This window comes from Enterocloster lavalensis, assembly GCF_046603895.1.
Taxonomy (GTDB): domain Bacteria; phylum Bacillota; class Clostridia; order Lachnospirales; family Lachnospiraceae; genus Enterocloster; species Enterocloster lavalensis.
In genome coordinates this window covers 4,878,629-4,902,770 of the sequence record NZ_CP176637.1, presented here as the reverse complement: position 1 = coordinate 4,902,770, position 24,142 = coordinate 4,878,629, and the positions used below count along the sequence as shown (strand labels likewise).

The 24,142-nt window shown below is 55.8% G+C and carries 21 protein-coding genes; 5 read left to right on the top strand and 16 right to left on the bottom strand.

Features of this window, described 5'->3' with window-relative positions; all coding sequences use genetic code 11:
- Nucleotides 1-16 precede the first annotated feature (16 nt).
- The 9 genes from ACK2JC_RS21940 to ACK2JC_RS21900 all read right to left on the bottom strand — a co-directional run bounded on the left by ACK2JC_RS21940 (nucleotide 17) and on the right by ACK2JC_RS21900 (nucleotide 9,925).
- Nucleotides 17-892 (bottom strand): sugar ABC transporter permease, encoded by an 876-nt coding sequence (locus ACK2JC_RS21940; protein ID WP_320936607.1) that lies wholly within the window; start codon nucleotides 890-892, stop codon nucleotides 17-19.
- Nucleotides 889-1,926 (bottom strand): ABC transporter ATP-binding protein, encoded by a 1,038-nt coding sequence (locus ACK2JC_RS21935; RefSeq protein WP_368271282.1) that lies wholly within the window; start codon nucleotides 1,924-1,926, stop codon nucleotides 889-891. Before ACK2JC_RS21935 ends, ACK2JC_RS21940 begins: the two co-directional genes overlap by 4 nt.
- A gap of 155 nt (nucleotides 1,927-2,081) precedes the next feature.
- A complete protein-coding gene (locus ACK2JC_RS21930) occupies nucleotides 2,082-2,477 on the bottom strand; it encodes a Rid family detoxifying hydrolase (protein WP_320936605.1) in 396 nt (131 codons plus the stop codon).
- 22 nt (nucleotides 2,478-2,499) lie between these two features.
- On the bottom strand, nucleotides 2,500-3,756 hold the full coding sequence (locus ACK2JC_RS21925; protein WP_368271283.1) for a M20 family metallo-hydrolase: 1,257 nt from the start codon (nucleotides 3,754-3,756) through the stop codon (nucleotides 2,500-2,502).
- Nucleotides 3,753-5,141: an allantoinase AllB gene (gene allB, locus ACK2JC_RS21920; protein WP_411337803.1), complete on the bottom strand. Its 1,389-nt coding sequence runs from the start codon at nucleotides 5,139-5,141 to the stop codon at nucleotides 3,753-3,755. Before allB ends, ACK2JC_RS21925 begins: the two co-directional genes overlap by 4 nt.
- Nucleotides 5,142-5,151: 10 nt before the next feature.
- Nucleotides 5,152-6,060, bottom strand: coding sequence for an ABC transporter permease (locus ACK2JC_RS21915; RefSeq protein ID WP_092363604.1), 909 nt, complete (start codon nucleotides 6,058-6,060; stop codon nucleotides 5,152-5,154).
- Nucleotides 6,061-6,062: 2 nt separating this feature from the next.
- A complete protein-coding gene (locus ACK2JC_RS21910; RefSeq protein ID WP_320936601.1) occupies nucleotides 6,063-7,139 on the bottom strand; it encodes an ABC transporter permease in 1,077 nt (358 codons plus the stop codon).
- Nucleotides 7,136-8,749: an ABC transporter ATP-binding protein gene (locus tag ACK2JC_RS21905; protein WP_092363610.1), complete on the bottom strand. Its 1,614-nt coding sequence runs from the start codon at nucleotides 8,747-8,749 to the stop codon at nucleotides 7,136-7,138. The genes ACK2JC_RS21910 and ACK2JC_RS21905 overlap by 4 nt, the downstream gene beginning before the upstream one ends.
- 42 nt (nucleotides 8,750-8,791) lie before the next feature.
- Nucleotides 8,792-9,925, bottom strand: a complete 1,134-nt coding sequence (locus tag ACK2JC_RS21900) for a BMP family ABC transporter substrate-binding protein (RefSeq protein ID WP_276854706.1) — start codon at nucleotides 9,923-9,925, stop codon at nucleotides 8,792-8,794.
- 440 nt (nucleotides 9,926-10,365) lie between these two features.
- Between ACK2JC_RS21900 and ACK2JC_RS21895 the strand changes: the two genes are divergently transcribed.
- Nucleotides 10,366-11,346 (top strand): LacI family DNA-binding transcriptional regulator, encoded by a 981-nt coding sequence (locus ACK2JC_RS21895; RefSeq protein ID WP_118754762.1) that lies wholly within the window; start codon nucleotides 10,366-10,368, stop codon nucleotides 11,344-11,346.
- Nucleotides 11,347-12,203: 857 nt separating this feature from the next.
- Nucleotides 12,204-12,995: a TatD family hydrolase gene (locus tag ACK2JC_RS21890; protein ID WP_368271285.1), complete on the top strand. Its 792-nt coding sequence runs from the start codon at nucleotides 12,204-12,206 to the stop codon at nucleotides 12,993-12,995.
- Nucleotides 12,996-13,066: 71 nt separating this feature from the next.
- Here the strand turns inward: ACK2JC_RS21890 and ACK2JC_RS21885 are convergent, their stop codons facing one another.
- Nucleotides 13,067-13,915 (bottom strand): SDR family oxidoreductase, encoded by an 849-nt coding sequence (locus tag ACK2JC_RS21885; protein ID WP_007714946.1) that lies wholly within the window; start codon nucleotides 13,913-13,915, stop codon nucleotides 13,067-13,069.
- A 284-nt stretch (nucleotides 13,916-14,199) separates the two neighbouring features.
- On the bottom strand, nucleotides 14,200-15,249 hold the full coding sequence (locus tag ACK2JC_RS21880) for a mannonate dehydratase (protein WP_118754765.1): 1,050 nt from the start codon (nucleotides 15,247-15,249) through the stop codon (nucleotides 14,200-14,202).
- A 239-nt stretch (nucleotides 15,250-15,488) separates the two neighbouring features.
- Here ACK2JC_RS21880 and ACK2JC_RS21875 point away from each other — a divergent pair, with 239 nt between their 5' ends.
- Together ACK2JC_RS21875 and ACK2JC_RS21870 are read left to right on the top strand one after the other, a co-directional pair.
- Entirely contained in the window at nucleotides 15,489-16,379 is an 891-nt protein-coding gene (locus ACK2JC_RS21875) for an AraC family transcriptional regulator (RefSeq protein ID WP_092363666.1), read from the top strand.
- 19 nt (nucleotides 16,380-16,398) lie between these two features.
- Nucleotides 16,399-17,403 (top strand): radical SAM protein, encoded by a 1,005-nt coding sequence (locus ACK2JC_RS21870; RefSeq protein ID WP_320936599.1) that lies wholly within the window; start codon nucleotides 16,399-16,401, stop codon nucleotides 17,401-17,403.
- 76 nt (nucleotides 17,404-17,479) lie between these two features.
- On the opposite strand, the gene ACK2JC_RS21865 is transcribed toward ACK2JC_RS21870, so the two are convergent.
- From ACK2JC_RS21865 to ACK2JC_RS21855, 3 genes are all read right to left on the bottom strand, one after another.
- Nucleotides 17,480-18,481: a Gfo/Idh/MocA family protein gene (locus ACK2JC_RS21865; RefSeq protein ID WP_302325727.1), complete on the bottom strand. Its 1,002-nt coding sequence runs from the start codon at nucleotides 18,479-18,481 to the stop codon at nucleotides 17,480-17,482.
- A gap of 65 nt (nucleotides 18,482-18,546) precedes the next feature.
- Entirely contained in the window at nucleotides 18,547-19,089 is a 543-nt protein-coding gene (locus ACK2JC_RS21860; protein ID WP_368271290.1) for a hypothetical protein, read from the bottom strand.
- Nucleotides 19,090-19,121: 32 nt separating this feature from the next.
- On the bottom strand, nucleotides 19,122-20,429 hold the full coding sequence (locus tag ACK2JC_RS21855; RefSeq protein ID WP_368271292.1) for a serpin family protein: 1,308 nt from the start codon (nucleotides 20,427-20,429) through the stop codon (nucleotides 19,122-19,124).
- Between the two features lie 195 nt (nucleotides 20,430-20,624).
- Between ACK2JC_RS21855 and ACK2JC_RS21850 the strand changes: the two genes are divergently transcribed.
- Nucleotides 20,625-21,695, top strand: coding sequence for a Xaa-Pro peptidase family protein (locus ACK2JC_RS21850; RefSeq protein ID WP_320936620.1), 1,071 nt, complete (start codon nucleotides 20,625-20,627; stop codon nucleotides 21,693-21,695).
- Nucleotides 21,696-22,615: 920 nt separating this feature from the next.
- Here ACK2JC_RS21850 and ACK2JC_RS21845 read toward each other — a convergent pair.
- Together ACK2JC_RS21845 and ACK2JC_RS21840 are read right to left on the bottom strand one after the other, a co-directional pair.
- Entirely contained in the window at nucleotides 22,616-23,320 is a 705-nt protein-coding gene (locus ACK2JC_RS21845) for a YczE/YyaS/YitT family protein (protein ID WP_233460657.1), read from the bottom strand.
- 140 nt (nucleotides 23,321-23,460) lie between these two features.
- Nucleotides 23,461-24,141 carry a CDP-alcohol phosphatidyltransferase family protein gene (locus tag ACK2JC_RS21840; RefSeq protein ID WP_092363685.1) on the bottom strand — a complete coding sequence of 227 codons (681 nt, stop codon included), beginning with the start codon at nucleotides 24,139-24,141 and terminating at the stop codon, nucleotides 23,461-23,463.
- Nucleotide 24,142: the final 1 nt, after the last annotated feature.

The window sequence follows — 24,142 nt, the reverse complement described above, 5'->3', positions numbered from 1 at the left end:
ATTTAATTGAAACAATTTATTGGTAATGGACTCTTTTTGAGAGCACTTTGAAGTACAGGGCCGTAAAAATCAGGATAATGGCCAGCAGCACCACGCCGATTGCCGCCGCATACCCCACTTTGTAAAACCGGAAGCCATATTCGTACAGCGAAAAAACCAGTGTGTTGGTCGCGTTCTGTGGCCCTCCTTCCGTAATGATCTGGATCGTCTCAAAGACCTTGAAAGAGGCGATGGCGTCCACCAGTGTGAGAAAAAACACTGTTGGGGATATCATTGGAAAGGTGATTTTCCGGAAAACGCTCCAGGCTCCGGCCCGGTCCAGCTTCGCCGCTTCGTACAGGTAGGGTGGGATGGTCTGAAGGGCCGACACCAGGATCAGCGCGTTATACCCAACGCTTTTCCACACTGCGATCAAAATCAGCGAGGCCAGGGCGATCCGGGGATTTCCCAGCCAGTCCACAGGCGGCGCTCCAACGAAAGCCAGCACCGCGTTCAGCAGGCCGAAATCCTTATTCATCAGCCACATCCAGAGCATCGCGATGGACGCCAGGGACACGATATAGGGGGTAAAGGCCACGCTCTGCAGAAAACTGTTGACCCTCGTCTTTTTCGACAGATACAAGGCCGCAGCCAGCCCCAAACTCACCCCAAAGCCTACCGTACAGACCACATAGATGACCGTGTTGGCAAGCGTCCGGTAAAATTGGGTGTCGCCCAGCAGAGTGATAAAATTCTCAAACCCCACAAATTTCTTAAACGGCGTCACCATATCCCACTGGTAAAAACTCAGGCTGATAATAGAAAAAATGGGATAAATGCAGAATACGCACAGCAACACAATGGACGGTGCGATCAAGAGATAAGGCTTTGCCTTCACTGCCTTCGCTTTCATTTTAATCTCCTCTCCTGCGCGTCAAAAAAGTACATGCCGCCCACCGGCACCGCAACCTTCACCACCATGTTGACCGGAAGCTGTTCCTCATTAAAGGTTTTAAATGTGATCACGCCGAAGGGCGCGTTAATCCGATAAATGATCTCGCTTCCGAACAGTTCTCTGGTCAGTATGGGACCGCCGGTCACCAGATCGCCCTCCCGTATCCCCTCCCCTGCCTCCAAAAGCCTGACCTTGGACGGGCGAAAGCCCACCGTCTCAGCCCCCGGCGGCATATCGATCAGGCCCTCCATCCGGCGGCACGGAAACAGATTCATGGTGGGATTTCCGATAAATTGGGCCGTGAACAGGTTTTCGGGATTGCTGTAGATGTTTAAGGGCGAATCATGCTGCTGTATCACGCCTTTATTCATCAGCACAATGTCTGTGGCCATGGACATGGCCTCCGTCTGGTCGTGAGTCACATACACGAAGGTGGTTCCCAGCTGCTTGTGAAGCTCGATCAGTTCCGTGCGCATCTGATTTCTCAGCTTGGCGTCCAGATTGGACAGCGGTTCGTCCATGAGAAACACCCTGGGCTTTTTCACCATGGCCCTCGCAAGGGCCACCCGCTGGCGCTGGCCGCCGGAGAGCTGGCCCGGTTTGCGTTTCAGGAAGGGAAGAAGCCCCACCGTCCCGCAGATGTCGTTGATTCTGCGCTCCCGCTCCTCCTTTGGCACTTTGCTGTTGATCAGACCGAATTCGATATTCTCCTTTACATTCATGGTGGGATAAAGCGCGTAGTTCTGGAAAACCATAGCGATATTCCGCTCCCCCGGTTCCACGTCGTTCATCCTCGCCCCGTCGATATAGAGATCTCCCCCGCTTAAATCCTCTAATCCGGCGATCATACGCAGAGTGGTGGATTTCCCACACCCGCTGGGCCCAACCATAACCGTAAAGCTTCCGTCGGATATGGTCAGATCCAGATGGTCAATCACGCAGTTGTCCTTTCCGTAGGTCTTATTCACATTTTTCAGTTCAATCTGAGACATCGTAATCTCCTTTCCTGGATGGGTTACTCATGTCTACTAAACTACCATATCCGTGGGAGACTCCGCTATCAAGGTAACGTCAAATGGTTGTAAGAAAATGGTAAAACCCCTGGCCAAATGTAAATGGGCAGGGGTTTTGAGGGGGTGATATGCTTCTATTCTGGGTCAATGACGGTGGCGATGGCCTCGATTTCGATCGCCATGCCGTGGTTGAATTTTCCGACCTGCATGGTGCTTCGGGCAGGAGGGTCAACGGGGAAGTATTGTTTGTAGGTTTCGTTGAACTGGTCGAACTGGTCGATGTCTGATACGAAGACCAGGGTTTTGATGACGTGGGAGAGGTCAGAGCCGCAGGCTTTTAGCAGGCTTTCCAGGTTTTTGAGGGTCTGGTGGGTCTGGGCTATGATGTCTCCCGGGGCAACAAGCTCCTGGGTGATGGGGTCGGCGGCGGTTACTCCGGCGGTAAATATCAGGTTTCCGGCGCGGTAGGCCTGGGAGTACCAGCCGCCCGGGGCCGGGGCTTTGTCGGTTTTGATTACGGTTCCTTTCATATGATTATAGCTCCTTTTGTGTTTAGTCCAGGTTTTCGGTTTCGGACAGTTTGAGGATGGTGTTTAAGAGCAGGTTGGTTCCGGCTTCCATGTCCTCGGGGGTGGTGTATTCCTGGGGGCAGTGGCTTAGGCCGCCGTTGGAGCTGCGCAGAAATATCATTCCCATGGGCATGATGCGCTCGAAGTTGACGGAGTCGTGGCAGGGATAGCTGACCATCTGGGTATGGGGAATCTCCAGAGAGGCGGCTTCCTCTTCCATGATTTTGATCAGCTGGGGATGACAGTGGGCGGGCCTTAGATCGATGGTGGTGCGGATTGTGTATTCCAGGCCGCGCTTGGCGCACTCTTCTTCTACAAAATGAATCAGCTTGTCGTAGTAGTCCGCCCAGATGGCATCGTCGTCCTCGCGGTAGTCCACCGGGATGACGGACTCGTCGGCGATGATGTTGTGCTCTGCGGGATGGGACTGGATATAGCCCACGGTTCCGCGGGTGTTGGAGCCGGAGCAGAGCGCCAGGCGTTCTACCTCGCAGGCGATGGCCGCGGCGGCCATCAGGGTGTCGTGACGGTCTTCCATGGCCATGCCGCCTGCGTGGGCGGAGACGCCTTTCAAGGTGATGTAGAATTGGCGGATTCCGGCCACGGAGGTGATCACGGCCAGGGGCAGGTCCTGATTCAGCAGGTATTTGCCCTGTTCGATGTGCAGCTCCAGAAATGCCAGGTAATCACAGGGATTGATCCGGGATTTCTCCATGTGGTCCGGGTCCAGGTTCATGTCGAACTCCAGCATGGCTTCCCGAAGGGGTTGGCCTGTATAACGGTGCAGGCAGGTTCTGGTGTAATCTGAAGGCAGAACGCCGCACATGGCCTTGCTGCCAAAGGTTCCTCCCAGAAACTGGCTGGCCTCCTCGTTGACAAAAGCCACCATCTCGATAGGGCGCTCCGGGATATAGCCGGACTCGTGGAGGGTGGTCAAAAGCTCCAGCGCCGCCATCACACCGGCCATGCCGTCGAACCGTCCTCCGTTGGGTACGGTGTCAAAATGGGAGCCGGTGAGGATGGCGGGCAGATCCTGTTTTCCCTCCATACGTCCCAGAATATTTCCCACCCCGTCCATGCGGACGGTAAGGCCGGCTTCCTCCATCCAGCCCATAAGGATTCTGCATGCTTCCCGGTATTCGGGGGTCCAGGCGAACCGGCTGACTCCCCCCTGGGGATCGGACCCCACGCCCCCGAGGGATTGCAGCCTGGTCCACAAACGTTCACGATTGATTCTCATTTTCCTTCTCCTCCTGCTGTTTTCGACGGAACAAATCTTCCATATCCGCTTTCGGCCCGAATCTGGCCGTTCTCCCACACCGGCGTTCCGCGGACCAGCGTGGCCGTAACCTTGGCCTGTATGCTGCGGCCCTCGTAGGCATAGCGGGGGCATTTTGTCTTGCAGAGCGAATGTTCGGCCGAGTACGTCCAGGTCTCGTCCAGATTCACCAAGGCCAGGTCTGCATCCGCGCCTTCCCGGATGGAACCCTTCTGCGGGTACAGGCCGAACCGGCGGGCCGCGTTTAGGCTGGTGACGCGGGCGATCTCCCAGGGCTTCATACCCCGCCGGTGAATGGCCTCGTCCAGCATAGACGGCCACGCGGCGTCGATGGACGGCGCTCCGCCGGGTGAATTCCAGTAATTGTGGTCTGCGGGCATTTTCTCATGCTCCGGGTATGGACCGTGGTCGGTGCCCAGATAGTCGATGGCTCCGCATTTTAAATAATCCCACAGGCGGTCGGAGCGCTCCCTGCTCCGCAGAGGCGGCATGATCTTGGCAAAGGGGCCCAGATTGTACTGATCCTCATAGTTGAACAGGAAATAGTGGGCGCAACTCTCCACCGTCACGTCCACGCCACGCTCTCTGGCTTCCCGGATCGCCTGAGCCCCCTCTGGTATGGACAGATGGCAGATGTGCACCGGGCAGCCCGTGTGGGCCGCAAACAGAAGGATGCTCTGGATCGCCTGCAATTCCGCGTAGTACGGGCGCACCTGCTCGTGGAGCCTGAGATTCCATGAGCGGCCGGCCTCCACCGCCCGGCGGGTCAGCTCCGTCACGATCTCCAGGTCCTCGGCGTGAAAGGCCATGATTCCACTGGCTTCCCGGACAACTTCCATCATATCCACAATCTCCTGGTTCCCCAGGGACGGGTAGGAAGGGCCCGCGTCGCTTGTGAAAGCCTTAAACGCGGCGCATCCGGCCCGGCGGAGCTCCCCAACGTGGGAGGCCGCCCGCAGGATGCCCGCTCCCCAGAACGCAAAATCCACCACCGAGGCATTTCCGGCCGTCTCCTTCTTGAATTCCAGGGTCTCCAGGTTCACGATGGGCGGGTCAATATTCGGCATATCGATGAGGCAGGTGAAGCCCCCGGAAGCAGCGGCCCGGGATACGCTGGCCCAGTTCTCCCGGAAGCTTAAGGGTCCGGGGTCCATCGTGTGGCAGTGGGTATCGATGGCGCCCGGAAACACGTGGATTCCCGTCGCGTCCATCACCCGCTCCGCCTGGTCGGACGGCCCGCAGCCAACTTTTGCGATTTTGCCGTCGCGGATTCCCAGATCCGCCTGCCTGCAGCAGTCCTCCAGCACTAAGGTGCCGTTTTTTATCAGCAAATCATATCGTTCCATAAAAATCCCCCTATAAAGACCGCAGCTTCCGCTCCCGGAAATACTTGACCGCCGGGTCGAAGGCCACAAACACTACAACCACCAGATACGGAATCATCTGGATCAGGAAGGACGGGTAATCGTACCGTTTCAGAACCACGGACACCGCGTCCGCCAGACCGAACAGCCCTGAAATCGCCATCACCTTCCAGAGGGAGCCTCCGCCAAAAGTCACCACCGCCAAGGCGATAAAGCCCTTGCCCGCCGTCATCTTCTCCGCGAACAGAGTCACCAGCCCCAGGGACAGATGCGCCCCGGCCAGACCGCAGGCGGTACTGGTGATCACAGAACAGAGAAACTGGATCTTGCGGACATCGTAACCCACCGCGGCGGCCGCCTGGGGATTCTCCCCGCATGCCCGGATTTTCATGCCCTCTTTGGTTCGGAATAAAATGAACCAGGTGATCACCACGAACAGCACCGAGAAGTATGCTACGATGGTCTGGCTTTTAAACAGCCCCCCGACCACCGGAAGCCCGGACAGGAACGGCACCGTGTATTTGGGCATGGAAACGATTTTGCGCGACACAAAGGAGCCCGTTGTGCCGTAGATTGCCAGAAGCAGAAATGTGGTCAGGCCCCAGGCGATCAGGTTGAAAGAGATACCTACCACCACATTATTTCCGCCCATGTACAGACAGATCAGGGCGAACAGAACGCCGGTCACAACGCCGGCGATCAGGCCGAACAGAATCCCCACCGTGCTGCTTCCATATGTATAGCTTCCGTAGACCGCGAAGAACGCGCCCATGATCATCGATGCCTCAAGGGTAATGTTGGCCAGGCCAGAGCGGTCCGAGTAGACGCCTCCCGTGGCGGCCAGCAGAATAGGCGTGGTCTGCCGGAACGTAGCCATTATCAGATTGTATAAAATATCCATGATCAGGTTCCTCCTTCCGCTCCGGTATCCGCTTTATGTTTCGGGCGTTTAAACGCCATATTGGCCAGGTAGGTACAGGAAATAAACGTGACCATCAGGCCCTGCAGCACCATAGCCAGGGAGCGCGACACATCGGTAACCCGCTCCACCTGGAGCGCTCCGGCCTTGACGATTCCCAGGAAAAACGCGCCCAGAAGAACTCCGATGGGCGTGCTGTTCCCCATCAGCGCCACTACCATCCCGTCCATACCGAAATCCGGCGAGAAACCGGACATGAAGCGGCCAACCACGCCCATGACCTCCGTCGCTCCCGCAAGGCCCGCGATAGCCCCGGACAGCAGCATGATCCGAATCCGGGTGGCCGGGACGTTCACGCCCCCGCATTTGGCAAAATCCGGGTTGACGCCGCAGATGTGCAGCTCGTAACCGAATTTCGTCTTGTGCACCATAAACCAGAACAGCGCAATGCAGATGAGCCCAAGGACCACACCGTAATGGGCCGATCCGTCCGCCCAAATCTTGGCAAATCTGGCCTCCGGCGCGATCTCCGCGGTGATCAGCGAGTGCCCCTGGACCCCGGTTGCCAGGAAATGGTAACGGGTCAGATAATCCGTCAGGTTGGTGGCCACATAGTTGAGCATCAGGGTCATCACCATCTCGCTGGCCCCGAAATAGGCCCGGATCACCGCCGGAAACAGGGCCCACAGCGCGCCGCCGAAGGCTCCGGCGATCAGGCACAGCCCGATGTGCACCGCAGGCGGAAGCCCGTGAAAGGTAAATCCCGCCCAGGCGCTGAAAAACGCGCCCATGAACATCTGTCCCTCTGTGCCGATATTAAACATGCCGCCCCGGAGCGCCACAGCCGCGGCCAGCCCCGTAAACAGGAGGGGCGTAGTCCATCGGATCGTGGATGCCAGGGAAAACCGGGACATCAGGGAGCCGTCGATCATCGTCCCGTACACGTCGAGAGGATTGTGCCCGGAAAGTGCCAGGATCAGCGAGCCAAGCACAAAGCTGACAACAATCGCACCAACGATGGCCTTCGCGCTCATTTTCTGAGGTTTGAAATCAAAATTCATGCAGATTCCCCTCCTTTCCCGTCAGTTGGATTTTCGGCAATCTGTTCCGGCGGCTGTTCTGCAATGTTCTTTTCCTCCGCTGCCGTGATCTTGTCTTCCTCCTGCGTGATTCCCGCCATCCACAGCCCCAGCCGGGTGATGTCCGCCTGGGCGGAGGTTGTCTCACCCACGATCTTCCCCTCGTACATAACCATGATCCGGTCGCTGAGGGACAAAATCTCCGACAGCTCATTGGAGATCAGAAGCACGCCGCACCCGGCGTCCCGCAGCTCCACCAGCTTCCGGTGGATGAACTCTGTGGCTCCGATGTCCACGCCGCGGGTGGGCTGGGCGGCTACCAGAATCTGGGGCTTTAAGTTATACTCCCGGGCCACGATCAGCTTCTGCATGTTTCCACCGGACAGGGAGGAACCCTCCGCTTTGACCCCGGGAATCTTTATGTCGAACTGCGCCACCTGGTTCTCTAACAGCTCCCGGCCCGTTTTCCTGGAAAAATACCCCCACTTTCCCAGTTCCGGCTGCCGGTACAGCGTCATCAGGAAATTGTCCTCCACCGACGCCCCGCCCGCAGACCCTGCGATCTGCCGGTCCTCCGGGATGTGCCCCAGTCCCAGCTGCCTGCGCCTGAGGGGAGACGTTGTGTTTCTCACCTTTTTGCCGTTGATGGAAATGGACCCGGCGTACATCGTGTCCATCCCCGCAATGGCGTCCTCCAGCTCCGTCTGTCCGTTCCCCTGTACGCCAGCAATTCCTACGATCTCGCCCCTGCGCACCGTCAGGGACACGTCCTTAAGCACCTTGACGCCCTCTGCATTTTTACAGGAAATATGTTCCAGCTCCAGCACCGGTTCCCCGGGGCTTTGCTCCTCCTTTTCAATCTGAAGAAACACATCTCTGCCCACCATCATCCGGGCCAGCTCCACCTCATTGGTGTCCTTTGTCAGCACATTTCCGCTGACCTGACCGGCCCGCAGCACCGTGATGTGGTCGGTCAGATCCATGACCTCGGACAGCTTGTGGGTGATCAGGATGATGCTGGTGCCATCGTTTCGTATCTTCTCCAGCGTCTCGAACAGCCCGGTGATCTCCTGAGGCGTCAGCACCGCCGTGGGCTCGTCCATGATCAGCACGTCCGCGCCCAGGTACAGGGCTTTCAGAATCTCCACCCGCTGCTTTAATCCCACCGGCAGATCTTCCACTCTGGCCTTTAAATCCATCTGAAAGTTGCAGCGGCGGCACAGGGCCTCCACCTCCGTCCAGGCCCGCTCCTTGTCCAGCACCCCGAACCGGATGGGAGGACGGCCCAGAACCACATTGTCCGCCACGGTCATGGAGGGCACCAGCGTAAAATGCTGGTGGATCATGCCCACTCTCTTTTCAATGGCATCCTTGGGTGAGTGAAACACTACCTTCTCCCCAAACAGAACAATCTCCCCCGAGTCCGCCGGATGCATCCCGTAGAGAATTTTCATCAGGGTCGTCTTGCCCGCCCCGTTCTCTCCCACTATCCCATGGATGGAATTTCTCTCGACCGTCAGTGAGACATCCCGGTTGGCATATAATTTCCCGAACTTTTTTGTGATATGGTTCATCTGTACCGCCGCATTCACAACCTTCACCTCCGTGTTTAATGCCTTAACCAGTCCCCGGAACTATTTGATATATTCCACGTAGCTCTCCAGCGCAGGCATGGATTTCACCACGATCTCCCCACTCTTCACCTTCTCCGCAATCTCCTGCACCTGATCCCGGATCTCCTGATCGATGTGGCAGTCCGCCTCGTCGGCCATCACGCATGAGAAGTAACCATTTTTGAGCTGCATCGCCACCATCTCGGCCTTGAATTCGCCGTGATACCACTGAGTCACCATATCGTACAGAGCGCCCGGGAAGTCCTCGTAGTGGCACGCCGGGATTCTGCCCGGATAGTAGTCGGAGGTGGTGTAGTTTCCGGTACAGCTCAGGTAATAGTATCCGTCTCCCATCTCATTGACCGCTTCCATGATGCCGAAGATATTCTTCCCGCCGCCGCTGAAGATCACGTCACAGCCGCTGTTGTAGTTGGACAGGGCGATCTCCTTGGCAGTGATCGCATCCTCAAAGTCACCGATGGCGTTGAAGGGAACATCCTTTATCTCCGGGTTGACGTACTGCACGCCCTCTACAAAGCCGTCGTAGTAGGCCCGGCCGTCCGCGTTGTCCACGCCGGTGATGAAGGCCACCTTGTTGACCTCAGTCAACAGCCCGGCCATAGCGCCCATGACAAAGGCGGAATCCTGATACATACACCCCACGGCCGCCACATTGTCGCCGATGGCGGAGGATACCGCGTGGATGAAGTCGATCTCAGGATATTCTTTGGAGACGGTGGCCACCGCGTCCGCCAGCTCCGGGAATACCGCCACCACAAGTGTGCAGCCCTCGTTGATCATGGCCCTCATGCTTTCTTCGTACTCTCCGGCCTGGGTCTCCACGACCCGTACCTCGATCTTCCACTCGTCTGAAGCCTTCTTCACCCCTTCGTACACCAGATCCACAGGACCCTCGTCGCCCAGGCGCTGAGGTGTGATAAAGGCGATCTTTTTGACTTCACCGTCCGGCGTCTGAGCCGTTGGGGCCTCCGACTCCCCCGTCTTTTCTGTGGACGCCTGGGTGGCGGCCTCGGTGGCCTTCTCTGAAGCCGGAGCCGCAGTCTCCTTCGCACCAGAACCGGCGCAGCCCGAAAGCATGGAAGCCGCCATTGCGGCCACGGTCAGCATCGCCAACAGTTTTCTCAGTTTTTTCATGTTTTGTCCTCCTCCACATTGTGCGTTTCGTTTCAATGACCCTGGCTGAAAATTATTTGATAATTTCTATAATTTTCAGTCTTTAAACCGCTTTCAATTTTGTTTAAAAAAATATCTTGATTTTCCGTTAGTTCCCCTCTTAATCGCCTCCTCCCCGTCATTCTCCCCAAAAAATATTGACCAAATTGAATGCGGTTTCTTTTCTTTAAAATACCATATTGACCAATAATATGCAAGCGATATTTTGAATTTCTATAAATATTGTGGTTTTTAGCTTAGAATTTCGACTGATTTTAGTTTTATATATTTTTTAGCTTTCCCCCTCCCATCTTTTTATGAAACCGGTTTAAATAATTGCATTCCGTCTGCAAACATGTTATAATCAAGAAAATGCAGCACGTTTATGTAAAAATAATGATTCCATTGCAGGAGTGTGGCCCATGAATATTTACGATATCGCAAAAAAAGCCGGCGTATCCCCGGCTACCGTTTCCCGGGTTATCAACAACAAGCCGAATATCAGCGACCGCACATACCAAAAGGTACAGGCAGTCTTAAAGGAGAGCAATTATATCCCCAACGCCATCGCCCGGGGCCTGGTCTCCAATTCCATGAATCTGATCGGCATCATTGTGGATGATATCCGCAACCTGTACCGGTCCCATATTATATATGAGTTGAGCCAGCTCCTGAACCAGCACCGTTACAACACGATTATCTTCGATTTCGGCAACCAGGATAACGACCTGTTCAACTCCCTGCAGCAGCAACAGCTGGATGCGCTGATTTTCATCGGTTCCTCCTTCAGCACCCCCTATGTGACCGATTACATCAGCAAATACTACCCTGCCACGCCGGTGATGATGTTCAACGGTCTGCTTGACCTGCCGAATGCCTATTCCGTCATCTGTGACGAGGCGGCGGGGATGGAGCTGATCGTGGAGCACCTTTACCGCACGGGGAAGAAGAATTTTGTGTATGTGAATTATTCTGAGAATCTGGCAAGCCAAAGAAAGCTTACGGGGTTTTGTAAAAAGTTGGAAGAATATGGCCTGGCTTTTGATGAGAGCCGGCTGATCACGACCACGGGGGATTTTGAGGGCGGACGGGACGCAGCAGCCCGGCTGCTTCAGTATTCGATTCCCTGCGATGCGTTGGTCTGCGGGCTGGATTTGATCGCTATGGGGGCGATGTATTCTCTGAAGCATTTTGGTTACAGTATTCCGGGGGATATTGCGATCACCGGGTTTGATAATATTATTTATGGGAAATTGTCGGATCCGTTCTTGACTTCGGTGGACAGCAACCATAAGGAGATGGCGCGGGTTGCTATTGAGAATTTGCTGGGGGCGCTGCGGAAGGAAGAGGCGGAGAAGGTGGTTTATGTGAGGCCGTTTTTGTTTTGTGGGGGGACGTCTTGAGGGGGGATGCATCCGTTCGTGAGAGGCAGGGGAACAGGGGCTGAGGTTCCGGGATTCCGCGGTGGGAGCGTCTAAGGCCCAAGGGTCCGGGAAAGACGGGCACCGCTCCGAGCTCCAGCGCCGGCTTGATGCCGGCTCCTCCGCCTACGCTTTGCTACGGGCGCCACACGCCCTTCGCAATCCCGCCTTTCCCGGCCCCTTGGGCCTAAGTCGCTCCGAACCGCTCCACATGTCACCTCATCCCCTGTTCCCCTGCCTCTCACCCACTGCGGTGTCGCCGCGGGCGGGAGGAAAAGAGGCTTGCCAATGGAGTGGGCCTGATTGAAACGGATTTTAATGATGGAACTTTCATTCTGACGTTTTATGCAATTTTCTTCTCCAGTTCGTCTACTTCCTTTTTCAAATCTTAAATCATCTGGAGCAATAATGTGGCATTTACATTTTCTAATTTGCTGATCCTGTGGTACTGGTTAAAGCTCGTTAATATTTTTCTGTAACAGTTCTACTTTCTTTTCCAGATAGTTCTGAGTCTGAGCGATTTCGTCCAGCAGTAATGTTTCTGTTTTTTTGCTCTTGAGTCAATTAAATCTGCGATTGCCAGTAAATCTTTTTCGTCTAACATTCCGCCCACCTCCTGATTTTATAAAATTCACATGTCTTTCAGTATCAGTGCATTGATTGATGATTCTCTAGTTTGGACTATACCATAGAATTAGAAATTTACGATGAAGCAGTCCGCAATCACAGATTGAAATTTACACTTGATTGGTATATTATATATATCACAAAAAGTCCGCTATGCTCAGCGAAAAACGGTAAAATACAGATACATTGAAAGAATTGGGGGATTTCATGAAATGGAACTGAATTATATTGACATCGGCTGCAACCTCATGGGAAAGCAGTTTAAGGATGACCGGGAGCAGGTGGTGGAGCAGTCTTTAGCGGATGGCGTCGGCCTGATCATCACGGGTACCGATCCGTCCAGCAACCGGGCGGCGGCGGAGTATGTGGCCCGCAGCGGCCGGGGACAACTCTGGTATACCTGCGGAATGCACCCGCATAATGCGGACAGCTGGAACAGGGACAGGCGTGAGGAGTTGGTCCGTCTGATCGTCGGCGAGGGCGCGCGGGCTGTGGCTCTGGGGGAGGCCGGGTTGGATTATGACCGGATGTTTTCCACCAGGGAGAATCAGATAAAATGTTTTTCGGATATCCTGGACCTGGCGGAGGAGCACGGGCTGCCGCTATTTCTTCATGAGCGCTCGGCTGAGGGGGATTTCCAGAAACTGATGAAGGCTCACCGGAGTCTCTGCGGCCGCAGTGTGGTTCACTGTTTTACCGGCACCAAGGAGACGTCTTACCGGTATTTGCAGCTGGGCTGTATGATCGGGATTACCGGCTGGGTCTGCGATCACCGGCGGAATCGGGATGTGGTGGAGGCGTTAAAGATTATACCGCTGGAGCGTCTGATGATCGAAACCGATGCCCCCTATCTGACTCCTCTGAACGTCAAAGGCCTTTCCCGCAGGAACGTGCCTTCCAATATCCGGTATGTGGCGGATAAGATTGCAGAGATTAAGGGTGTGGAGTTGGAGGAGGTCAGAAAAAGGACGCTGGAAAATACCCGGGCGTTCTTTGGCCTGTAGAACCGTCTGATAAAAACGGATAGGGGCCTGCCCTGCCGGTACGATCCCGACGGGCGGCCCCATTTTTCATGTTACACTCCTGAATATGCGGAAAATCCGCCGTCCACCGGCAACACAACCCCGGTGATAAATCCTGCCGCCTCGTTGTTCAGAAGAAACAACAGCGCGCCGTTGAGCTCTTCGGGCCTCCCGAACCGCTCCATGGGCGTGGCTGCCAGGACTTTGGCGGTGCGCTCCGTGGGGGCGCCGTCCTCGTCGTAGAGCAGGCGCTCATTCTGCTTGGTTACAAAGAAACCCGGGGCAATGGCGTTTACCCGGATTCCCGCTTTTGCAAAATGAACGGACAGCCACTGGGTGAAATTGCTTAAGGCCGCCTCCGCGCCGCTGTAGATCGGAATCCGCGTCAGACCGGTCCGGGCGCTGGCTGAGGATATGTTTAGTATGTTGCAGCCCTCCCGGCCCACCATGTCCTTGGCGAATACCTGGCTGGTGAGAAGGGGGCCCATGAAGTTTAAGTTCAGCACCCGCTCGATCCCTTCGCATTTCAAATCGAAAAAGGTCACCACATCCGCCTCGATGTCTCCCATCTCAAAATAGTCCTTGGCTGTGTTGGCGCAGGCCTGGTTGCCGCCCGCCCCGTTGACCAGGATGTCACAGGGCCCTAGCTGGGCCAGCACCCTGGCGTGGACGCTCTCCAGTTCCTCCTTATCCATCACATCCGCCCGGTAAGCTACCGCTCTGCCGCCCAGACGGGTGATCTCATCCGCAGCCTTTGCCGCGGCCTCCTCGTTGATGTCCAGCAACGCCACCGCGGCCCCGGCTTCGGAAAGCGTGCGCGCAAACATCCCGCAGAGCACGCCGCCCGCTCCCGTGACCACGGCCACCTTGCCGCTCAAATCTGTTCCGAATGTCAGTCCCATGTTTCAGCTCCTTTCACAGCTTCGCCAAGACCGGTATCCAGCGGGGCCGGGATTTCCGTTTGAGACACGGTCTGGGGGCACAGATGCCCGTCAATTCCGCGGCCCCGGACGCTTCTTCCCCGCCGCAAAGCCTGGCCGCACATTTCTTCGTCCCGCAGCAAACGCCTGCCTGCGTCATTTCCCGTCCCGCCATAAACGCCTGCCCGCGTCATTTCCCGTCCCGCCACAAACGCCTGCCCGAATCATTTCCCGGACAGGCGTTTTGCAGTTTAAACTGTGTTCAATTACTTGCTCATCTTCTCCACTGCCTCGAACAGGCCGTTCAGATAGGTTGCGCCCAGGGCTCTGTCGTAGAGGCCGTATCCGGCGCGGCCGGTCTCACCCCAGATCATGCGGCCGTGATCGGGTCTCACGTAGCCGTCGAAGCCGTTGTCCACCAGCGCCTTCACGATCCCGAACATATCCAGGGAACCGCAGCTGGATAAGTGCGCTCTCTCCTCGAAGCCATTGTCCAGAACCGCAACGTTGCGCAGGTGCGCGAAGTGGATGCGGCCCATTGCGGCGTATTTACCGGCCATGCGCACCACGTCGTTTTTAGCGGAGCAGCCCAGGGAGCCGGTGCACAGGGTGATGCCGTTGTGCTTGTCGTCCACCAGCTTTAAGAAGCGGTCCAGGTTCTCCTCGCAGGTGATGATTCTGGGAAGTCCGAAAATGCTCCAGCAGGGATCGTCCTCGTGGATCGCCATATTCACGTCGCACTCAGCAGCCACCGGAATCACCCGCTCCAGGAAATACTTCAGGTTGTCCCACAGCATATCCTCGGTCATGCTGTTGTACTCAGCCACAACCGCCTTTAAGCCGTCCTTGGTGTAGCTGGCGTCCCAGCCCGGAAGGGTTAAGTCGCTGTCGCTGTTCATGGGATTTACGGCGTCAACCTGCTCCTGATAATAAACCAGGGAGGTGGAGCCGTCGCCCAGCTCGTGGTCCAGCTGGGTTCTGGTCCAGTCAAATACAGGCATGAAATTGTAGCAGATGCATTTGATTCCGGCCTCGGCTACCCGGCGGATGTTCTCGCAGTAGTTGGCGATGTATTTGTCTCTGGTGTCCTTGCCCAGCTTGATGTCCTCGTGAACCGGTATGCTTTCGATCACGTCAAAGCCCAGTCCCGCGTCCTCAACCTGCTTTTTCAGCCTGGCGATGCTCTCGCGGCTCCAAACCTCACCCACAGGCACGTCGTAAACCGCTGTCACGATGGACTGCATCCCCGGAATCTGACGGATATTTTCCAGCGTTACCTTGTCGTCTTCTCCATACCATCTGAATGATAATTTCATGTGTAACTCCTCCTTAAATGAATTCACGTTTGCCTTGGATCTTATGATTTTATTATATCTTGTCGCCAAACGCAGGTTGACGATAAGTAGTACGTTACCTTAATTATAACAGATCCAAAAACTACGTCCATGGTTTAATTTGTTGTAAGCATTGCAAATATTGTGGTATACTATCCCCATAGGCAAAAACGGAGCAGGGCCCACCGCTCCCATTTTCCCGTTTTGAAGGAGCGCATTCCATGAAAAAGTCTCTCTCCATCAACTTCACAACCCGCCAGTATATGCAGTCCGGCGATTTCGAGCTTTTTTACTACAATGACGTCAATCTGGACAAGGTTTCCACCCACCAGCACGATTATTATGAATTTTATTTTTTCCTGGAGGGAAATGTCACCTACGAGATCGCCGACAAATGTTATGTGCTGGAGTACGGCGATTATTTGCTCATCCCACCAGGACTGCCCCACCGCCCGGTCTTTGGGGATCACGAGGGCTCTTACCGCCGTTTCGTGCTATGGATCAGCCAGAGCTTTTACCGCCGTCTGCGCTCCCACGACCAGGATATGACCTACGCGGTGGACTACGCCCAGGGACACCAGACCTACCGGTTCCACACGGACTACATCACCGCTCAGGATATTCTGGGGCGGCTCACCGACATGGTGGAGGAGCTCTCCGGCGGCCGCCCCTTTTCCCGGCAGGCCGCGCCCCTGGCCGTCATGTCCTTCCTGGTCCACATCAACCGCATTCTCTACGACAGCCTGCACCAGAAATCCGCGGTCTACGAAAATGTTCTCTACCTGAATATCTGCGATTATGTGAACCGCCATCTGGACGAAGATTTGAGCCTGGACACCCTGGCCGCGTTTTTCTATGTGAGCAAATACCACATCGCCCACATTTTCAAGGATAATATGGGGATTCCTCTCCATCAGTATATCCTGAAAAAGCGCCTCCAAGCCAGCAAAAACGCGATTCTCTCGGACCAGCCCATCAGCCGTGTCTTCCAGCAGTACGGCTTCCGGGACTACACCAGCTTTTTCCGGGCCTTTAAAAAGGAGTACGGCGTCTCGCCCAAGGAATTCCGGGAACAGCACCGCCTGCCGGAACAGCAGGACTTTACCATCTGATAACAGGAGTAAGCAAACTATGAACGATCCCATCACACGTCAAATGTATCAATCCTGCCGCCTCTGCCCCAGAATGTGCGGCATTGACCGCAGCCGCGGCACCGGCTTCTGTGGTTGCGGCGACACGCTGCGGGCCGCCCGGGCCGCGCTGCACCAGTGGGAGGAGCCGTGTCTCTCCGGGGCCGAAGGGCAGCCGGGCGGCAGCGGCACCGTGTTTTTCTCCGGCTGCACCCTGCGCTGCCTCTTCTGCCAGAACTACCGCATCAGCAGCGAAAACTTCGGCAAGGAGCTGACTCCGGATCAGCTGGCCGCCGTGTTCCTGGACCTACAGGCCCAGGGCGCGCACAATCTCAATCTGGTCACCGCCACCCAGTATCTGCCGGACATTCTCGAAGCCCTGGACCAGTTCAAGGACCGCCTGCACATCCCCGTTGTCTACAACTGCGGCGGCTACGAGCGCCTGGAGACGGTCAAAGCGTTGGCGCCCTACGTGGATATCTGGCTTCCCGACTTCAAATACTTTGACAACCGGCTGGCCGCCAAATACTCCAAGGCCCCCGATTACTTTGAGACCGCCGCCGCGGCCATCGGCCAGATGATCGCCCAGACCGGACCGCCGGTCTACGATATCCCCCGCCCGGCGTCCGACTCCCGCCCGGCGTCCGACTCCCGGCCCCTCAGCGCTCCCGCAACGAAAACGAGCGGAGCCGCCGCTCCGCTCATGAAAAAAGGCGTTATCATCCGCCACATGGTCCTGCCCTCCCACCGGCGCGACTCCATCGCCCTGCTGCGCTGGATCAAAGAACACTACCCCGACGGCCATTATCTGATCAGCCTGATGAGCCAGTACACGCCCTTTTTCCACAGCAAGGACTACCCTGAGTTAAACCGCCGCATCACCACCTACGAGTACAACCAGGTGGTGGACGAGGCCATCGCACTGGGCCTTACCGACGGCTTCATGCAGGAAAAAAGCAGCGCGAAGGAGGAGTATACGCCCCCCTTTGACCTGGAAGGGCTGTAGGGGCGTTGGCGGCCCGGTGCTCCTGCCTTCCGGCTCCCCAGGCCGCCCAGCCCGCCTCTCCCGTCAACTCACCCCATCAATACCGCTTCCACAACTCCTCCCGGTCCGCCGGGTACACGATTCCCATCTGCCTGCGCGCCTCGTCCATTACCTCCATCTCCATCAGCGAGTATTGGTTGTGCGCCGCGGCCGTTTTCCTGCCCTCCATCAGGCGCAGCCATTCCCGCACCTCCGGCAGCATGGTGTCCTCGCGGCCTTCCGGCGTTAGAATCTCCTCCTCACCGTTCCGGTACCAGATCACGATACGGCTGGGGTTTGTTAAGTCGCCCTCGATCACCATGGTGGCCTCCTCGCCCTGAATCTGGCAGGGACAGCGGTTGGTGGTGATCTTGGAGTACAGCAGCTCCGCCTGCATTCCCTTGTAGGAGGCCAGGATCGTCCCCGCCCCGTCCACGCCGTTCTCCAGGAAAACGGCGTCCGCCGTCACCCGCTCTGGCCGCCCGAACAGCTTCACCAGCATGTGCACGCAGTACACGCCAATGTCCATCAGCGCTCCATTGGAAAACCTCGGATCAAAGGCATTTTCCACCACGCCCGCCCGGAACTTGTCGTAGCGGGAGGAGTATTTTGCGTACTGCAGGCTGACGCGGCGGATGGTCCCCAGCTTATTTAAGTTGTCTCCGATCAGGCCGAAGGCCGGGATAAAGGCGGAGCGCATCGCCTCCATGAACACCAGGCCCTTCTCATCCGCAATCTCCAACAGCCGCTCCAGTTCCCGCCGGTTGCTGGTCACCGTCTTCTCGCACAGCACATGCTTGCCGTGGGTCAGCATCAGCGCCGCCTGCTCAAAATGCAGACTGTTGGGGCTGGCGATATAGACCGCGTCCACATCCTCCGCCTCCGCCAACTCAGTCAGAGAGTCCGTATAACGGTCCGCTCCCCACTGGGCCGCATATTCCCGGGCCTTTTCCACATTTCGGGAATACGCTGCACAATAGTGCAGCCCTTCGCATTTCTTCGCCGCCTCCAAAAACCAGTTCACCACAAAATTTGTCCCTATTGTCGCATAACGAATCATTTTCCCATTTCCTTCCTTTTTCTCAATCCTTTATTAAAATCCATTCCCGGCGGGCTTTTGCGCGGTCACTCTTTCACCAGACTAAGCTCCCGGCCCTGGGCGTCCCTGAGTGAAAAGTCCGCGTCCGGGTCTCCTTTTCCCCAGCAGTAGACGATCCGAACGCCACCGTACTGCAGTTCCTCCATCTCCTGTTCCCCAAACGATACTTTCGCCACGTCCTGATCCGCAATCACGCCGTAGCAGAGATACCAGTCCCCTTTCCTGTACGGACAATACAGCAAATGGGCCCTGCTCCCGCCGCTCTCCACCGGCCCGGATTCCCTGGCTGGAAGATAACCGAACACCGCCTCCGCCCGGTAGAGACCGAAGTTTTTTTTCACAGCCGCACAGTCGATTTCCCCTTTTTCGCCGAGATACAAAAACAGCAGCCGGTTCTGATCCACCGCCTTCTCCCCAATCACTTCCGTGACCGTAAAGCCCTCGGCAGTTCCCACCTTCTTCTCCACCGCAACCCTGGCGTCAAAGGATGGACGGAAGATCACCAGCGCCATAAGCGCCAGACACACCAGAGAGATCGCGACCGTTTTCCAGTTTATTCCTTTTTTCACAAAAACGCCTCCTTCACACCGCGATTGCGCCTCTATTGCGGATTATTGCACACGCCCAAAAACAGCGGAATCCCCTGGTCGCTGATGATCCCAAATAAAAACGGACGGTTAAAATCCAACACATGCCTGCCTTCCGGGAGTCCCGCTCCCGCCATTGCGATCTCCGTATAAGCCGCGGCCTCCACTCCGTCCTCATTGACCCCGATGTGGGTCTCCTGTTTGATCCGGGAGATAAACGCCGGCTCGTCGGACATGGCCGAGAAATCCGCCTGCTCCTCAAACGCCTCCTTCACACCCATGTCCCGCAGCATATCCGCCAGTTCCAGGCTGTCCCCAAACCGGAATTTCGGCAGCGAGAGATCCATCAGGCCGCCCTGCCCGTCCCGGCGGCTGAACATCTCCTCCAGCTTCCCCTCCTGCCGGATCAATTCTCCGATCTCCACACCCTCGTCCGACAGGATCAGCATCAGCGAGCCGTTGTCCTTCATCCACAGCTCCGTGCCGGAATATCCGTCTCCCTCGTAATACGTCTGGGAAGCGTTCTTCAGGTGCATATATTCGCACTTAACCTCCTCGTTTTCCGCCGTGGTAAAGCTCCCTTCCGTGTTGGACGACTCCTCGAAACGATTGATCCACTGGCCGTTAAAGTAGACGGTATTGATGATCACCAGCACATCTCTGGGCGACGTCTCCATCTGAGGCGACAGGATGCCGCCTGTGTTCTGGGAAATCCACTGTCCCATGGCAATTCCCGCCTCCGGACCGGCAAAATCCACCGGGAACACCGAAGCGTAAAAATCGTCCTGGGCAGTTTTTAGAAATCCGTCCTTAAACGCCACCCCCTGCTGAGTCCAAAGGGAATTGGCCAGCTTGAGCCGGGAATACTCGTGGTCTGTGTAGAGCAGCCGGTAAAGATTCCCGCACTGGGCGGCCAGCTCGGCCTTATCCTTCATGCCCAGCACCGCCAGCATCTCCTCCTCCGTCTTTCCCTCCGCCCCCTGAGCCGCCAAAGCCAGGGCATAGTAGAGCGACAGCGGGGAATAGTTCCGGTTCTCTGTTCCCTCCGCCAGGAGCCTGGCCGCTGAATCGTAGGAAAATGCCTGCGCCGCGCTCACAAATTCCCCGCTCACCGGATTATTCTCCCTCACCTGACTCCGTCTCTCAAAATCCTCCGCGGAAACCGCCTCCGGCTCCTTCACCTGGGTCACGCTGACGGGGTTTGTTTTCTCCGTTTTGTTTTCAGACGGCACCTCCGCATCCGTTTTTTGACCGCAGCCCGCTAACAGCGCCGCCGCCAGAAAGCCTACTGCCGCGCTGCACCATAATTGCTTTCTCATCATAGCACTCCGCCTCCCTCACGTACATCCTTTTCTTACCATTTTAGCAGACAAATTTCCCCAATGTATTTCTTTTTCCTTAATAAAAAACGAACAATCTGCATCCGAAATCCCGGCCTTACGACTTGCATTTTTTCGCACACGGGATATAATGAATACACATTGTAAACATAAAGGAGGACATTGCTTATGGAAGAGCTGCACAGACAGCGCCTGGACCGGCTGTCACAGGCATTAAAGGAGGAAGGTCTGACCCAGATGATCGTCAGCGATCCGCTGGCCATCTGGTACTTCACCGGAGTGGACGTACAGCCGGGGGAGCGCCTGTTTGCCTTATACGCCCGCGCGGACGGCGGACACAAGCTGATCTTAAACAAGCTGTTCACCGTTGCATGCACCGGCCTTCCCGAGGTCTGGATGACCGACACCGACGACACGGTGGGAATCCTGGCCCAGGCGGTGGACCCGTCCGCGGATATGGGAATCGACAAGAACTGGCCCGCCCGCTTTCTCCTGGCCCTGATGGAGCGCAATCCCGGCGTGCGCTACGTCAATTCCTCCGGCTGTGTGGACCGTATCCGCGCCATTAAGGATGAGGACGAGCAGGAGAAGATGCGCGCCGCCTCCCGGATCAACGACGCCTGCATGGAAGCCGCCGCCGCGTACCTCCGGGAAGGACTGACGGAAAAGGAAGTCAGCGAGTACGTCTCAAAGCTGTACCGGGACGCGGGCTGCGAAGGTCTGTCCTTCGGTACCATCGTCTCCTTCGGCGCCCACGCCGCGGATCCCCACCACGAGCCGGACAACACGGCGTTGAAAAAGGGCGACTGCATCGTGATCGACATGGGCTGCCGCAAGGACCGGTACTGCTCCGACATGACCCGCACCTTCTTCTGCGGGGAGCCGGAACCGGAATATGCGGCCATCCACGACCTGGTCCGGGAGGCCAATGAAAAGGCCGAGGCTATGATCCGCCCCGGCGTGCGCTTCTGCGACATCGACCGCACCGCCAGGGAGCACATCGAGGCGGGCGGCTACGGCCCATACTTTACCCACCGCCTGGGCCACTCCATCGGGCTGGAGGACCACGAGTTCGGCGACGTCAGCTCCGCCAACACCAACACGGTAAAAGCCGGAATGACCTTTTCCGTGGAACCGGGCGTGTACCTGCCCGGCAGATTCGGCGTCCGCGTGGAGGACCTGGTGCTGGTCACGGAAAACGGCTGTGAAATCCTGAACCACGTGGAAAAGCGCTGGAAAACCGTCTGACCGGCCTGGCCCGCACCAGCCGCCCCGTTCCGCCCAGCGCACCAGCCGCCCCGTACCGCCCAGCGCAGGACGTCCCACGCCAACCGTAACACTTCATAACGCTTAATTTTTTGCACAACGAGAAGGCGAGTACCGAATGATCATTTCCATTTCGATACTCGCCTTTAAACTACATCGTCCATTGGACTAAGCCTCACTTTTCTTTAGATTGTCGTGTGCTTCTCTATATGAAATTGTGACTCCGATCTACGTTTGCTACTCTGTCCATTTTTTCTTGCATTCCGTTTCACTTCTGATCAATTTTCTTATTTCATTCATGCTCTGCTATCCGGTATCTCTGTTCATCCTAATACCACTTTCTCGTCATGATACTAAAACAATCATTTTTGATACTCTGTCGATAACGTTTGGAAATTTTCTCATCCGTTACTTCTGCAAATGCTCGTCTAACAGTATTCTAATTTAAATCCAATTCATTAACTGTGACGTTCTTCCAGTTTCAACTCTCAAATGTTTACGAACATTGTCTCATTGTGCACTGCATTGAATCAATTACATTTAACTTTATTGTTTTAAATCTTGCTCTGCTGGACATTTCACTTGGTAGATTGGTTTTTCCTGGTTTCGTTTATGAACTTCTCATATAAACGAAACTAAATTAAGTGCTTCGGCGGTCCGTACCTCCTTTGCTTAGATTTTTGTAGCTGGTATGTGAACTGCTCCTGCAGTTCGTTTCTTTTTTCTTCTGTTCTTTTGATAGCTTTATTATAGCCAAATCTTCTCGATTTGTCAATGCTTTTATGCTTTTTTAATACTATTTTTAGTTTCTTTTTAAGTTGATGTAATTTAATGTAATTGTTGTTATTTTCTCATATTGTTTATACATTTATTTGGCCCATCTCCGTAAATTGTCAGAATATTCACAGATTTGCCGCGCCCGATTCCTCCTCATTCTCCGCGAGGCAGGTTAACTGCTCCGGCACCAGCTTTTCCCCGCGGGCGAGGGAATGGATCCGTCCGATGAAGAAATGGGATATGGGGCCCACCACCAGGGCGGCTGCCACCGTGCCCTCCCGGATCCCCAGAATTTTCCCGGTAGCCGCCACGGACAGCACCGCCGCCGCCAACACCAGAATCAGGTCAAAGGCCCGCTTCACATGCCCGAAATGCAGGCCGAACCTGCGGACAATGGCCCGCACCAGTCCCTCCCCCGGAAGAATCAACACATCGGGAACCACCTCCAGCGCGATGCCAAGCCCCAGAAATACGCAGCCCGCCGCCAGCACCACCACGCTGCTCAGATAAGAGCGCACCGGCCAGAAGGAAAACAGCCTGCTCCACCCGTCGATGCAGGCCGAAAACAACAGTGCCGAAGGCAGCTGCAACAGCTGGACCCGCTCAAAATCCCTGCCCAGAATCACGGCCTGCAGCCCGAACATGAGGGTGTTGACCATCATGGTGAAGGTTCCCAGGGAAAAGGGAAACAAAAAGGTCAGCACAAAAGCAGGGCTCGTAACAGGAGAAGTTCCGAGCCCTGCTTTTGTGATCAGGCTGATTCCCAGCGCGCTGGCGATCACGCCGGCCATAAACATCGTGTATCGTTTTATCATATCCGGATTTTTCACAGCGATCACTCCTAAAAATTATTTATACTGACTAAATTTTTTTGCCATTTAATCATACCATTAAAAATCAGCCTCCACAATGGGCAATCCTGCCCAAATGGAGGCTGATCATTCAGCACTTATGCACAATATTTTTTAGGTCACCTAAAACTTTTAAAGATCTGTGAGATCATGGGCGCCCGGCGGATATGTATGGGATAGCGGGTGTACAGGAGCATCAAAACCAGCGCCGCCGTGATCGCCGACACCAAAAACGCCAGCGTCAGATTGGAGGGCTTGCGGAAGCGGAAATCCACAATAAACAGAAGCCCTACCACCAGAAGCAGCAGGTAGAGACAGACCACAAACACCCGGTCCGGCACGAAGAACTGGATCATAAACACCAACGGCAGCGCCACCGCCATGGAGGTGATGGGCAGGCCCCGGTAAAACTTCTCCCCTTCCTCGGTGATCAGGGCGTTGTTCATCTCCATCACGTTGAAGAAGGCCAGCCTTATGACGGAAGCCACGCAGTACAGCGCGATCACGGTCATGCCCAAAAATCCTCTCACGCCCAGCAGATAGCAGATCAGCGCGGGAAACGCGCCGAAGCACACCACGTCGCAGAGAGAATCAATCTGGATTCCAAAGGCCTTTGCGTTCTCGGACCGGTTCTTTTTGGTCCTGGCAATCTTGCCGTCAAACATGTCGCAGAGCCCTGAAAATGCCAGCAGCACCACCGCGGCCTTGAACCGCCCGTGTATCGCCTGTGTCATCCCGATCACAGAGGAGGCGAGGCTCACATAGGTCAGGATAACCGTGTAATCATAAAAACCTATCATA